General features: G+C 61.1%; 10 protein-coding genes and 1 pseudogene. 5 read left to right on the top strand and 6 right to left on the bottom strand.

From position 1 onward, the window contains the following. Nucleotides 1-5: 5 nt before the first annotated feature. Nucleotides 6-326, bottom strand: coding sequence for a hypothetical protein (locus EHW12_RS30090; protein ID WP_030538089.1), 321 nt, complete (start codon nt 324-326; stop codon nt 6-8). 204 nt (nt 327-530) lie between these two features. Between EHW12_RS30090 and EHW12_RS30085 the strand changes: the two are divergent. After that, nucleotides 531-1,732 (top strand): annotated as a pseudogene (locus EHW12_RS30085) (IS110-like element IS2112 family transposase). Nucleotides 1,733-1,772: 40 nt separating this feature from the next. Here EHW12_RS30085 and nrdH read toward each other — a convergent pair. Beyond that, nucleotides 1,773-2,003: a glutaredoxin-like protein NrdH gene (gene nrdH, locus EHW12_RS30080; RefSeq protein ID WP_125052846.1), complete on the bottom strand. Its 231-nt coding sequence runs from the start codon at nt 2,001-2,003 to the stop codon at nt 1,773-1,775. 735 nt (nt 2,004-2,738) lie between these two features. On the opposite strand from nrdH, the gene EHW12_RS30075 reads away from it, so the two are divergent. Next, nucleotides 2,739-4,091, top strand: coding sequence for a hypothetical protein (locus EHW12_RS30075; RefSeq protein WP_241199203.1), 1,353 nt, complete (start codon nt 2,739-2,741; stop codon nt 4,089-4,091). Between the two features lie 339 nt (nt 4,092-4,430). Continuing rightward, nucleotides 4,431-5,069 (top strand): hypothetical protein, encoded by a 639-nt coding sequence (locus EHW12_RS30070; protein ID WP_125052840.1) that lies wholly within the window; start codon nt 4,431-4,433, stop codon nt 5,067-5,069. Between the two features lie 374 nt (nt 5,070-5,443). On the opposite strand, the gene istB is transcribed toward EHW12_RS30070, so the two are convergent. Together istB and istA are read right to left on the bottom strand one after the other, a co-directional pair. Then, a complete protein-coding gene (gene istB, locus EHW12_RS30065) occupies nt 5,444-6,235 on the bottom strand; it encodes an IS21-like element IS1415 family helper ATPase IstB (RefSeq protein WP_003944771.1) in 792 nt (263 codons plus the stop codon). Next, nucleotides 6,235-7,776, bottom strand: coding sequence for an IS21-like element IS1415 family transposase (gene istA / locus EHW12_RS30060; protein ID WP_030538069.1), 1,542 nt, complete (start codon nt 7,774-7,776; stop codon nt 6,235-6,237). Before istA ends, istB begins: the two co-directional genes overlap by 1 nt. 372 nt (nt 7,777-8,148) lie before the next feature. Between istA and EHW12_RS30055 the strand changes: the two genes are divergently transcribed. After that, nucleotides 8,149-8,304, top strand: a complete 156-nt coding sequence (locus EHW12_RS30055; protein WP_241199202.1) for a hypothetical protein — start codon at nt 8,149-8,151, stop codon at nt 8,302-8,304. Between the two features lie 506 nt (nt 8,305-8,810). Here the strand turns inward: EHW12_RS30055 and EHW12_RS30050 are convergent. Beyond that, a complete protein-coding gene (locus EHW12_RS30050; protein WP_125052837.1) occupies nt 8,811-9,242 on the bottom strand; it encodes a hypothetical protein in 432 nt (143 codons plus the stop codon). Then, nucleotides 9,235-10,368, bottom strand: coding sequence for a hypothetical protein (locus EHW12_RS30045; RefSeq protein WP_125052834.1), 1,134 nt, complete (start codon nt 10,366-10,368; stop codon nt 9,235-9,237). Before EHW12_RS30045 ends, EHW12_RS30050 begins: the two co-directional genes overlap by 8 nt. A 1,479-nt stretch (nt 10,369-11,847) precedes the next feature. On the opposite strand from EHW12_RS30045, the gene EHW12_RS30040 reads away from it, so the two are divergent. Beyond that, on the top strand, nt 11,848-13,407 hold the full coding sequence (locus EHW12_RS30040; protein ID WP_125052831.1) for a hypothetical protein: 1,560 nt from the start codon (nt 11,848-11,850) through the stop codon (nt 13,405-13,407). The last annotated feature ends 65 nt before the right edge of the window (nt 13,408-13,472 follow it).

The raw sequence follows: 13,472 nt of genomic DNA, 5'->3' as shown, positions 1-13,472 counted from the left end.
GGAGGTCAGGGTCGCGGTGAGGTGAGTTGCCGGTGGCTGCGCAGGATCTCGGCGGCTGCGCGGAGGTTGCGGGCAGCCTCGGCGAGGTGGGTTGCGATGTCCTGGTCATGGGCGGCAACGTCTTCGGCGGTGTCCGTGCCGGGGGCGGTGTAGAGGGTGTGCAGTTCTTCGCGTGCGTCGCTGATTCCGGCGAGGGAGTCGTCGAGGGCGGCGAGCATGGTGCGGAGTTTGCGGTCGACGGATTCGCTGTCGCGGCGGAGCTCGGCGTCGAGTGCGCGGTCGACGAAGTCTGCATCGGGAGTGAAGGTGAATGCTGCTGCGGTCATGGTGTCCTCCGTAAGTTGTTAGTTGGTCCGGAAGTGCTGGGTGTGGCTGATGGTGTCTTGCCTTGTGTGGCTCGAAACGAGTGGCCGCCCAGCGCTTCGGGACGCCCTGGCTGCTGATTGAAAAATGTGCTTCGAGCACTGTTTACGGAGATGACGGTGGGGTGTTCCTCGGGCCTGACACGAGTCGGCGACATGGAGGAGCGAATGAGAGAAACTCACACCCACGCATGGGTCGGAATCGACGCAGGCAAGGGCCATCATTGGGCAGCAGTGGTCGACGAAGCAGGGTTGATCGTGTGGTCGCACAAGATCATCAACGACGAGACCGCGATACTGCACGCGCTGAGCGAGATTCTGGCCTTGGCCGACGAACTCCATTGGGCGGTAGATATTTCCGGAACCTCCTCTGCGTTGCTGCTCGCTCTTCTCGCCGCACACGACCAGAGTGCGGTGTACGTCCCTGGTCGCACCGTCAACAGGATGTCCGGCGCGTATCGAGGGGAGGCGAAAACCGATGCCCGCGATGCCTATGTGATCGCGGAAACTGCTCGACACCGACATGATCTGTCTGTGTTGATCCCACCGGCTCAGTTGGCCGCGGAACTCGCGCTGTTGACCTCGCATCGGACCGATCTCGTCGCTGACCGAGTCCGGCTGATCAACCGTCTGCGTGACACTCTCACCGGTGTCTTTCCTGCGCTCGAGCGGGCTTTCGACTTCGGGCGACACAAGGGCGCGTTGGTGTTGTTGACCGGTTTTCAGACCCCGCGTGCCATTCGGCGACGCGGACGCACTCGCTTGAGCTTGTGGCTTGGTAAACGTGGGGTGCGCGGGGCGGACGGTGTCGCCGAGATTGCGTGGGAGGCGGCGTCTGCGCAGAATGTGGTCCTGCCTGGTGAGGCTGTTGCGGCGCAGTTGGTGGCCGATATCGCCGACCGAGTCCTCGCAGTGGACGTCCAGCTCGCTCGTATCGACGCCAGATCGGTGAGACCTTCCGCCGCCATCCGCAGGCTGCGGTCATCGAATCCATGCCCGGTATCGGTCCGATCCTCGGCGCGGAATTCGTTGTCGCTGCCGGTGATATGTCGGCGTACTCCGATGCCGGACACCTTGCCTCGGCAGCCGGTTTGGTTCCGGTCCCCCGCGATTCCGGTCGCCGAACCGGCAACATGCACCGACCCAAACGCTACAGCCGGCGACTGCGGCGGGTCTTCTACCTCTCCGCTCAAACCTCGATCATCAAAGATGGACCGAATCGCGAGTTCTACCTCAAGAAACGAAGTGAAGGAATGAGGCACGTTCAAGCGGTTATCGCCTTGGCGCGTCGACGAGTGAACGTGATCTGGGCATTGTTGCGCGACGACCGGCTGTTCATCGTTGATACACCCGCTCTTCGAACTGCTTGATTTCCTCATTGAAACTCGCTTCGCTGGTGAAAGTGTGTGGTCAGGCGGCCGGGGTGAGCTTCTTGATTTCGTCGGGACGGAATCCACTCCAGTGATTTTCTCCTGCGACGACGACGGGGGCTTGCAGGTATCCCAGACTCATGACGTAATCGCGGGCCTGTGCGTTTTCGGTGATGTCGATGACGTCGTATTCGATTCCCGCTTTGTCGAGTGCGCGGTACGTGGCATTGCATTGCACACATGCGGGCTTGGTATATACGGTGATCGCCATTGTCATTCCCCCTCGTCGGTGATTCTTTATTGATTTCATTCTATCGAACAATGCAATATAAACCAATACTTTCGCGGGCATTTCTTCAATTAGTTTCCGCTTTCGTTAATGACATATTCAATCATTTTCCGCATTCATTCACTAACATCAATATCGAATACCAGTGCCTACCAACATGGGTTCCACCTGCACTTTCTCCCCCTCCCCCGGTATGTGCCGATATTCTGGTCTCGGCGGGAGTGGGTCAAGGTGAGTGTAGGAAAAAATATCGTAGCGCCGCTGTTCGAGCGTGCGAGTGGCGCGTGTGGGTATTATTTCTGGAGCGGCCTTGATGCGCGAGTGTCGGGATAGAAGAATGTTCACACCGGGGCGGGTCGATTCTTATCCTTGCGATTTTATCGTGCGTCGTGGCCGGCCGGCGGCCGGGCGCTTTCTCGTGTGTCTGTGGTGGTGTCCGTATTCCGCCCTTCCGGTCCGCCGGTGGCTCTGACCGCCGGCCGGGGCGGAAGGGCGGACGATCCCCAACCCTTTTCGGGGCTGGGGATCGCCGCTTCATCGGGTCAGTCGATCGCGACCTCGTCGAATGTGAGCTGTCCGGTGATGATTTCCTCGACGGCGGCGAGGGTGTCGACTGGTGCTCTGCAGTCAGACCAATCCATAGCCCAAACAGCGAGAATGGTTCAAAAGGTTCCGAGGACAGGAGTGGTAGTGGGGCGAGCGACGAATCATCTCACCGTGACCCAGTTCGACCTGTTGAAATGGGTCGCCGACGGATGCAAGGAAGGCGTCTATGAAGGTCCATCGCATCGTGTGTCAGCTCGTTCGCTCCACAACCGCGGCTTCCTTCGTGTCTCCGGTAGCGGGAAGACTTGGACCGCGCGGATCACTCCGGACGGCACCCGACGTCTCGAGGAGGAAGCCCACCGCATCGAAGCAGAACGCAGGCGCACCGTTCGGGAGAAACAGGATCGGCTGAAGCGAGAACACGAGCAACAGCAACTCCGGGAGAAGGCTGCTGCGTTGCTGCGCGATGTCGTCGCAGCCGGGGGACGTCTAGATCTGGGACCCGATGTCGATTCTCAGGAGGTCCAGCGCCTACAGAACTGTCTCGCGTCGCAATCGGGTCTGCTGCCCGACGGGCAGCGCGTGGCCCAGGAACCAACGCGCATGGACCCTGTACTGGGCGTGACCGTCTATTTGGAGCCAGATTTCGCGGTGTTGACTGCCCTGCGTGCTTTCTCCGTGCCCCGTCAACTTCGAAACCCACACCCCACCGTTGCCGCATTTCAGGACAAGAAGGCGTTGGTCTCCAAGGCGCAGATCGCTCGCGCTGCGCGCTTCCTGCAAGCCCTCGTGACAGCGGCAACTCAACTCGGTTGGACAGTCCCGGCGAAGGTGCCACACAGCGGGCCGGGTGAATCCAGCCCCGATCTGACACTCCGGTTTCCGTCGAGGGAACTTGTCGTCACGATCCGCGAACTCGACCAACGCGGAGGACGACGCCACGTGCAGGCGTATACGACCGAGACCGACTACTACACCCGAGCTGAGCGGACAACGGCGAACAAGTATTTCCAAGCATCCGGAAAACTGGAAGTGATACTCACCAAGACCTGGGAAGACCAGGTCATCGTTTCGCTCCAAGATACCGACGGCGCCACGGTCGAAGAACAATTGCCTACGCTTGTCCGCAAACTCGAGATCGCTGAAGCCGAAGCCGACTGGTCACGTCAGGAGGAAGTACGACGCTCCCAGATCCGCGAAACGCGATGGGAGGAAGTCAAGCAGGAGGCGTTCACGAAACTCAGCTACGAACGCAACGCCGACCGCCTCCGCGACGAAATGGACCGCCGGCAGTCCGCCGCAGCAATGCGTACCTACGCAGAAGAAGTGACGGAACGCGCTGAACAACTCGACGACGAGAACGGCGAGGAGGCACGAAAATGGGCCACCTGGATTCAGGAACATGCCGAGCGCATCAACCCCATAAACGGACCTCTACGCCTCCTCCGCACCACATCCTGCAGTCATGACGAACTACAACCCCATATGCCTGGGTGGAGCACCCACGGCCCCTATCGCCGGTAGTGGCTCAGCGCCCGAGCTGCTATCAGCCGATTGCGGCGTGGACCTCTCCGTGGTGACCCACCCGACTGGTCGTCAGTACCAGCCAGGCGGGTCGAGTACACCCAACCTGAGCGGGTCGGGCGCACGATTGAGGAGCAGCTCGACGGAAAGGGTGTGACAACATCCCGGCGAACCCCATCCGTCACCGTCTCGACCCGAGACGACGCGGAAAAGGAATGTAGCGCACACAGTTCCGCTGATCCGCCACCGCCCTGCGACTTACAGCGGCCACGTCCCTCCCACAGTCGGCCGATCTAAGCTCACCTGAACACCCAAAGCCACACCCTCACAGGAGCAGCGATGAGTCCTCGGCCCACCTGGCTCCACACTCGATCCACCGAACTCCGCGCCGCACTCCTCGATCTCGGGCTCACGATCACCGACACCGAAGCCCGGAATATCCTCGACGACAAAGTCTCCGAGTACGCGACCCTGATGCGAGTCAGTCGCCAGACCGCGCAGAGAGACTTCACCGACGAACGTCTCCTCGCATTCGCGCAGTCCCTCGCGGTGTCCCTCTCCGACGAGGCCCCCGGCGCCGATCTGATCGAATTCGAGCGCGCCATCTCCATGCCCGTCGCCGCCGTCGGGTTGACCACCGCGGCACTGGCCGAAGCTTTGAAAGTCGCGCACATCAACCTCGACGACAAAGAAGCGGTCGCCGGCCTGTCCCTGCTCTCGACTCTCGGCATGATCACCGCCGACGCGGGCGCCTTCCTCGTCCCCACTCCACGCCCGCTGCTCCTGCGCATCGCCCGCTACCTCGACGGCGCCGCAGCATCCATCACCAAAGGTGCGAACCTTCCCGATGGACTCGACGACACCCACAGACAACAATTCGCGGACATCCTCGCCCAGGACGCCGACGGAATCCGTGCCCTCGCCAACACCGAAGACGGCGACACCCCGAGCCTGTGGCGCACCCCCAACCCGCACTGACCGCCGGCGCAGCGAAACATAGTCGATGCGATGAAACCTGCGGGACGGCTCGCCCGCCGATAGACCAAGGGCGGCTACCGGCGGAGCGTTCGCCATACCCGTTTGGGCCCGGGCGATGCCGCCCCCGAAAATTTACGTGCCACCCACCTCCGTTACCAGTCTTCGCACAGTTACAGCTACTTGAGCATTGAACTACCGAGGGGAGTGCCTTGCCGCCTGCAGATGAACCGGTACCGAGTTAGTTCATCACCCCAGGGGTGTGTCAATGGCCACGAAGTTCTCCCCGTAGGCGGCCAGTAGTTCTCCCCGCTGGTGGCCACGGGTTCTCCCCGGTGGCGGCCAGTTGTTTTTCCCCACCCGCTTTCTGATTTGGGTTAGCTGAAGGGCTTCACCCCCTTGCCGGTGGTGGCTTCGGTGAGGCGGAAGGAGTCGCCGTCGGTGACGACGACGTGCGCATGGTGCAGGAGCCGGTCAACGGTGGCGGTGGCCAATGTTTTGGGCATGATCTCGTCGAAGCCGGAGGGGTGCAGGTTGCTTGAGACGGCAATCGCTCGGCGTTCGTAGGCAGCGTCGACGAGGCGATAGAATCCTTCGGCGGCGTCTTCAGAGACCGGGAGCAGACCGATGTCGTCGACGATGATCAGGTCGGAGCGGATGATCCTCGTCAGGGCTCGGGCGATGGAGTCGTCGGCACGGTGCCGGCGGACCAGGGCACCGAGGTCTTCGATGGTGAACCAAGACACCGCCAGCCCAGCTTCGACTGCGGCCTGCCCGAGTGCCTCGGTGAAGTGAGACTTGCCAGTTCCCGAAGGCCCACAGACGCAGAAACATTCACGCCGCCCGACCCACTCCAGGGTGCGGAGCGCGTCCTGGGTGGCGCGGGGAATCGACGATTTCGTTTCGTCCCAGTCGCCGAAGGTCTTGCCGGTAGGGAAACCCGCGCGTTTGCGGCGAGTGTGCAGGTTCGCCCGGTCCCGGCCGGCGGCTTCCTCAGCGAGGAGAACCCGCACGACTTCGGCGGGGTCCCAGCGTTGGGCTTTCGCGGTCGGGATGATATCGCTCAAGGACCTGCGGATATGGGGCAGTTTCAGGCGTTTAGTCAGGTCGATCGCCTCGGCCAACGGGTCGCCGTTAGCGCTGGTAACAGTGCGCAAAGGGGTGCTCATCAGGCGTCATCGCTTTCATCGTCAGTAGTGGCTGGGCTGGCCGGCGCTGGTGTCTGGCCGAAGGTGGACCAGGCGGCGGTGCCCGGTTGCAGAGTGTGGTTCTCGCTGCGACGGACCGGATCAGCGTGTTCGTGGGTGACTTGGTAGTCGAGGATCGAGATCAGGTCCCGATCGGCGAACCGGCCGGTCATCGCCGCCGTCCCCAACGCTCTGTCGACTGCGTCCGGGGAGTGCAGCTTCGAAAGGTCCACGGCCTCGGCCATCTTCGCCCTGATGCGGCGCGCTCCCGCGGCGGCAGCCTCGACCAGCCAGCTGTTGGCACCCTGGCCCAACTGTAGGAAGGCGAGCTCGGCGGCGGTACGAGGCTTGGGCACCCGGTCGGCGGCGTCGCGGTCTGGGCGGGGTGGGTAGTGGTCGTTGTCGAGGACCGGTGAACCGGGTTGGCCGCGGCGGTGCCGCGCGACTTCGACTGCACCGCCATCATTGTCGACGGCGGTCACGATCAGCTCCTCACCATGGAAGCGGGCCCAGACCCGAGTGTCGATCAACGTGTGCGGCACCGAATACCGCACCCCTTCCACCGAGATCGTCGACTCCCAGTTCACCCGCCGGGTAGTGCCGAACACCGCGGTGAACGGAGATTTCGGCAGCGGATGCAGCCGCTGCAACTCTTCGGCCAGCCGCTCGACCGGCCGCCGCCGAGTAGAGCTGTGGACGCGGGTGTTGACGTCGGTGCAGAACTGCCGGCAAGCCGACTCGAGCTCACCGAAAGAGTGATACTGCTCGCGCAGGTTCACCTCCTTCGGCAACAGGTCGGCTTTGGCGATCCGCACCGTCGCCTCACTTCCTCCCTTCGACTCCGGATCAGCAGGTAAACACGTCCGCAGCGTCGTGCCGTAATGCCGTGCCACCTCCACGATCTCCGGATTGCGGACCGCGATCCCGGCCACGTGATCGATCGTCGCGGTCTTCTCGTTGTCGGTGAGGACATAGACCGGAACCCCGCCCAAGCGGCGGAATGTCGCATCCAAACACGCCGCCACCGTCGGCAATGTCTTGTCCCAGATCGGGATCACCACCCGAAATCGCGACCACGCCAACCATGCGCAGAACAACGTCGTCTTCCGGCCGGAAATCGTTGGCCCGTCACCGAAGTCGTACTGTAACCACAGCCCAGGTTCGGTTACCCACGGCCGATACACTCGCCGCCGACCAGCCCGAAACTGGGCCTTCGCCTCCGCGACCGTCCGGCGCGTGGTCCGCTCACCGCCGGTGAACCCCAGCGCGACGATCCGTTCGTGGATGACATCCGCGCGGACCTTGCCCTGCGAGCGGACCACCAACTCCTCGATCTTCGGCAGAAAGTCGTCGATCGCCCGCGCTCGATGCCGCCGGCGGTCCGGCGGCTGCCCCGCAGCGCGCATCTGCACATACCGGGCCACCGTGTGGTGATCACACCCAGCCAGCTCCGCCGCCGCCCGATAACTACCCGTGAGGTCGTACGCCTCCAAAATTTCCATGATCTCCCTGCTCGATTTCATCCACCCAGCGTTGCCGGGACCGAATCTGACTCACAGCAGGTGGGGAACTATCTGGCCGTACGCGGGGAGAAACCATGGCCACAAAATGCGCCATAAATGGCCGCCAGTGGGGAGCTTACGATGGCCGTCGACAGGGGTGCGCCGCCACTTACCTTCCGCCTACCGCCTCCCAGCAATGACGCAGTAACATCACCCACTGTGGTGCGCTACTTTCCGCCTCGGTTCCAGCGCACTACCCGCCACCACCCGCGCAGGCAGTCGCCCCTTTTCGCTCGGCCTGCATGATCCACACGTGCAGGAGCTACCCATGACCTCCCCCGCCGAGCGTCTAACCGCCAAACTCGAGCAACTCCCCATCAGTGACGACGCCCCATGGTTTCACTCCTGCGCACAACGCTGCTCAAACACGCGCAGCAGCGCAGCGACATCACCGAACCGACCGTGCTCGGACTGCTCGCTATCACCGGTGTCCTCGAAGAACGACTCACCAGGCTCGAAGCCAGCATCCAACCCGCCGCCACCCCATGACCCCAACATCGCCTCGCATCCACCGACGACCACGCCTGCACGAACGGCTCGGCACATCAGTCGAAACTGCCCTCATTCTCGGCTGCACCCTCTCCGCTATCGTCATCGTCTGGTGGGCAGCCTGAACGAAAACGCGTCTGTCGAAAAGGCAAAGTCGATGGCTTATTCGACGTAGATTTTCGACACGACTTCTCGACACCTTGGCCCCTGCACGAGCTGGCGATACGCAGTCTTGGTGAAAGTGTCGAACACCGATCGATTTACGACACACCATCCACCACCAGTCCTACGACCATAGGAATAAATCAGCGGTTAAATCGTTGGCGGAATCCGTGGACTAGTTTCAGAAGTGTGGTGTCAGATCTGGAAATCCTGAGTCACTGATGACTTGGTCCCTCATCCAGTTTTTGTACGCTCTGCTCGTCGATTACTCGGTTCATCAATTAGATGCTGGCCAGATACACCGAGAAAATCCACTCGAGGTAAAACTCGTCGTAGTCGCACAGCTACGAAGGGTGTTGCTTCCCTCGTTCTTCAGCACGGTCCCGTAGTCGCCCGCCGATGCGCTTCGCCTGATTGTTGGAGACAGCCGTGAAATCGAGTGACGTATGTCCTGTCAGACATGGGGAAGGAATTGTCGGAGAATGCTCGTCGTATATGGCAGGGATCGTCTGATCCTGAGCCTCTCCGACCGTGACCGCCCAAACACCTATGGACTCCAATGAGAATTCTTCGGTGTACTCTTTGAAGTTCGCCTCCGCGGCCACCTTGCTCTCGCGTGTGCTTGATAGCTTTTTCTGGTCTTTCGGCGTAGGGCGGAAAGCCTGAGAGGTTAGCTCCCCATCGACGAGCCAATCAGGGTGAGCGTTACGCCACAACAGTTCGTCTCTGGTGGTGAGGAGTTCTTCGCCGTCGCTAACTTCCGTGGGGTCACTCACTCACTGCCTCCTTCACGAAATCGGCCACGCCGTCAGGGTCGCCTACCTCGAAGCTCTGATCCTCGCCGTCCTCCCCGTTCGAGCGCCCATACCAGGTGGCCTCAATCGAACCGCCATTGAGGACTTCTACCTCAACTGCGCGAGAAGTCGTGCGCCATTCGAGTTGGATTCCACCATCGCCGGAGGGGTAGATCGCGGGCGCACTTACCGCAGCGTCGAGAGTAGCGAGAAGGATTCGTTCGACCCTCTCAATAACTCCGGTGGATGGTGGCTCCGATCCGGGATGCAGCCAGTCATTATCGAGACCCGCGAGATGACGCAGTCGTTGCGACCACGACAGAGGAAGAGCGGGTTCGGCGTGCAGAACGTCGGTGATTTTTACTATCTCCCCGTCACGATTCTGTACTGCGATGACGCTCAATGCGGCTGGCGGAGCCAAATCTCCAAAGCCAAGGTGACTATGCAGCGAGTCCCATACCGATGGGTCCGAGAACGTCGCGCCGATTCGTCGCTGTTGTTCGCCCGCGGTGATGGTGACGTCAACGTGGGGCGGGGTAGATGAGAGTCCGGTTACCTGGCCGACAAGGACTGTTTCAATCTCCAGCTCATCGAGACGCGCGAGCCGCTGGATGCGCCTGCGGGTCTCGATGGTCAGAGTTGCGCGCTCAGGGTCAGTCGCGGAGTCTGCGAGTTCGATCCGCTCGTCGGCGCGGAGACCACGCCCGAACTGGGCTAGTTGTTTGAGGGCGGCTGACGGGAAGGAGGCAGGCATGTGGTCTGACCTGCCGATGTCACCCAAGGCGCTGTTGATTAGCCGCCTGGCCTCGTCATGCCAGTCCGTGTTCTGGAACAAACCATCGTCATAGGTTATGGGACGCACCAAGGTGGGAAGAGCGCTCCCTTTCTCGACGCGAGTCAACCGAAGGTCGAAAGTCTCATCGAACCCGCGCGGCACGCGCTGGCGACGAGGGTTGGCGCGCAGATAGAGTTCGCGCGCGACAGCGGTCACGAGAAGCGAGTATCTTTCAAGCTCCGCTGCAGAGGCCACAGGCAGTCCAAGTGCCTTCTCGTATCGCCCGCCAGCGAGGCGCAAGTACCCGAAGGGTGTCACGTCATCACTGGTCATTCCAGCAGTGTAGACGGGCCGCGAAGTGATTTAACGGAGACTCGTCATATGGAGCGTCAGTCATTCCCAAAAGCCGATAGGCGAACCACCGGGGAGGCTATCTGGTCTGGCCGTCACGGTGGTCTCGACTCAAGCTGTCATAAACGCTCTGGGCTCGCCAGTGCGATTCACTTTCATTTCAGCAAGGCTGACGACTAACTTACTGTCATCATGACTGCCTACAGTTTCGGTAACCGCTGGATGGGCATTATCGCCCTCGGCGATCCACCCCCACCCGAACCGCTGCACAAAATGGCGCTCCGACTCCGCGAGAAATCATTGTCCCGAAAAATTCGGGTCGACAAAATCCTCACGGTTCCGGTCACCACTCTTCTGCTGTCCTTAGCTGGTATCCGAGTGAGAATGGCAATCGCCGGGCAAGACGCCCGTTCCCAAGAATCTCTGACCCTCGAACGGCTGATCCGCTCAGGGCAGACGCCCGATTTTCGCCCATGGTTGAGGGAAGAGCTCATCCGTGTGCATGCACCCGAACGAGAGAAACAGCCAGCGGCCGGTTCTCGTCCGAATCATCCCGCACTGGCAGGCAAGCAAACCTCATTAACAAGTGAACGCATCATCGCCACCGGATGGGGAACCTCCTACCCACAAGCTCCCGATTCACCTTGGCTGCCACCAACACCCGACCCCCTCCTGCAAGATCTGCGACGCCTAAACCTGGATCTAGACGAGAATGCGCTGATGTGGGTCCGGTGGGCCTGTTTGCACCGTAGTTATCTCTATGAATCGGTACCGACAAGTCCGATCAGTCCTGCGACACTGGATCTGCTCGCAACACTCGGTCAGGGTTGGATGCGTCAAGCGCTATTGGACATAGTCCGATCTCAGTACGGTGAGTTCACATCGAAAGCAGGCGTCAGCGCCGCACTCGCAACGGATCACCAAGCACGTTCTGCACTTGGCGTGTGGGTGAATGCAACCGGAGCAGCCTTCTATGGCAAAGGCGAGGCCGACCTTCTGACTGCGGGCAGCAAGAGCCGAGCTCCCGAAACGGTAGCCATGCAGATCCTCGGTGCTTTGTCTCTGGTCACCGCATCCCAGACGGCGGCGGATCGACTTCTCGAATTGGTGTCTTTCGAACCGAGCGCTCCAGAGCCGGACTGGCGAACCTTGTTGGCCTCTCATTTGAAACGGGAACCTCAGTTCACACGAACGGAATCAGGGCCACCCCATGACAGGCTGTTCACTGTCACGGTAGAAGCCAACGGCTACGCTGCATCAGCTTCGGCCGGCTCCGCGAAAGCTGCTACTCGAGCGGCCTCACGCTCGTATGTTCTCCAATTCATGCCCCGGGCACTTCCCAAGGCTCCTACCAGCACAAAGACCCCCCTCAGGCCCCAGCTATACCGAGCGAACCTCCCACTACACGTATCCGCATGTGGGTGGACACAACAGGCATTCGAGGTCGCCGATCCCGGTCTGATGAGCCAGGCTTTGACCCACAGCTCCTGGGCCTACGAGAATCGTGCCCTGGTAACCGAAGCCAACCAAAGCGACTACGGAACCCTCGCTGCCGAAGGTTCCGAGGTCCTGACCAATTTGGTGCGACACCAATATGCACTTCAAACGCTCAATGCTTCTTTCCAGATTCCAACGTCTGCAGTTGCCTCACCCAATGTCCCCCGCGATGTAGTGGTCGAACTCTTCGAGCTGATGCCAGTCGCATCTGGCGTTCTCCGCTCGAGCGGGACGGCCCTCAGCCCCGACCTCAAGGAAGACGTCACCCAGGCCATCGCCGCAGCTGCATGGCGTGCCAATGGGGACTTGCTCATGGAGCGTCAGCCGCTGACGTTCGCACAATGGATTCGATCTTTCACTCCCGCTCGTGACCCTGTAACTCAACTGCAGGAGTACTGCGCCCGCCTACAGACCACATACCTCGTCGACTTCGAGCGGCGCGGCCCCGACCATCACGCTGAGCACCGGGCAACAATCATCTTCGAGATGGACGGGCGACCTCGCTGGCACAGTCAGTGGCACAGCGCACAGACGCCAGCGAAGCAAGAAGCAGCAGCTGACGTACTCGATTACTTGGCCGGTCAGGACTCCGCTGCCCGTGCAAGTGCCGAAGCTGCTGACGGCCATGTGCTTCTGCGCGGGATGCTGCTGGCTGAACTCCGCGCCGTCGATCCACTCGAGATCAACGTTCGCAAAGAACTTGCGATTGGCCGGCTCGGCGTTGATCTGCTCGCTGCTGGGGCATACGACGGATACCTACGTTGGTCAGTTTTGAGATCGCAGTTGCTGCCCAGCTCCGGTTCCGCGGTCGCCACGCGCCTCGCCCAGTACTACGAGGTGGTGCTCACGCAGCAACGACGGGAAGCTGTACGCCACTGGGTCATCGAACACACCCCTTCCCGCGGTACAAGCTCCTCCGATCCGGAGTCTGCCTCCCCCGATCCAGAGTCCGCCGAACGCATCCGCCGCTGGTGGGCAGGACAAGGCGCCGGTCGGCTGGCACTGCTCGAAGAGCTTTTGGCTGCAATGCAGAACTCAAATCCCGTCAACGCTGTCTTGGAATACGTTGCGCTACAAGCTCAAGTCATTGCCACCGCATCTGGCATGACGCTCGAGAGTGAGCGCAGCACCGATACAACGGGGCAGACATTGACCGTGCGCCTCCCTGGCGCCGAGCTGTCCGACGCATTCGAGCCAGTTACCGAAGTCGTCGAAAGTGTTGTCGGCGGCGCTAACTGGGTCCATGACTCTCAGGCCGTGTCAGTCACGTTTCCGAATATGCCCACCGTGACCGACCCAGTATCTCGCGCCGGTCTTGACGCAGTTCAACGAGCATTACACGACCCATGGCTCGAACGCATTCGGCACGCCTTGACTGACTTCCTTTCAGTGGCCGAACGCGTGTTGGCAACCACAACAGACCCAACGTCGACGCAACTGGAGGAACTGCTGGAGGAACTGGCAGCGTCCGAACTTTCGCTCGTTTCGCGGCTACGCGCAGTTCACGAAGAGGTAAAGGAGTAGACGCCTCTCACCTCGAAAGGGCCTTTCATTTCAGGTGGCGGCACAAGCCTCGATTTTTCACGGTA

It is taken from the genome of Rhodococcus sp. NJ-530 (assembly GCF_003860625.1).
Lineage (GTDB): Bacteria > Actinomycetota > Actinomycetes > Mycobacteriales > Mycobacteriaceae > Rhodococcus_F > Rhodococcus_F qingshengii.
The sequence above is the reverse complement of the archived record's forward strand: the minus strand, read 5'-3'. Positions and strand labels throughout refer to the sequence as shown.

What these genes read in the sequence shown, in the direction of transcription:
- EHW12_RS30055 (WP_241199202.1), top strand. Translation starts at nt 8,149, where the DNA reads ATGGTTTCACTCCTGCGCACAACGCTGCTCAAACACGCGCAGCAGCGC.
- istA (WP_030538069.1), bottom strand. Translation starts at nt 7,776, where the DNA reads ATGAAATCGAGCAGGGAGATCATGGAAATTTTGGAGGCGTACGACCTC.
- EHW12_RS30090 (WP_030538089.1), bottom strand. Translation starts at nt 326, where the DNA reads ATGACCGCAGCAGCATTCACCTTCACTCCCGATGCAGACTTCGTCGAC.
- nrdH (WP_125052846.1), bottom strand. Translation starts at nt 2,003, where the DNA reads ATGGCGATCACCGTATATACCAAGCCCGCATGTGTGCAATGCAATGCC.
- istB (WP_003944771.1), bottom strand. Translation starts at nt 6,235, where the DNA reads ATGAGCACCCCTTTGCGCACTGTTACCAGCGCTAACGGCGACCCGTTG.
- EHW12_RS30070 (WP_125052840.1), top strand. Translation starts at nt 4,431, where the DNA reads ATGAGTCCTCGGCCCACCTGGCTCCACACTCGATCCACCGAACTCCGC.
- EHW12_RS30045 (WP_125052834.1), bottom strand. Translation starts at nt 10,368, where the DNA reads ATGACCAGTGATGACGTGACACCCTTCGGGTACTTGCGCCTCGCTGGC.
- EHW12_RS30040 (WP_125052831.1), top strand. Translation starts at nt 11,848, where the DNA reads ATGAGCCAGGCTTTGACCCACAGCTCCTGGGCCTACGAGAATCGTGCC.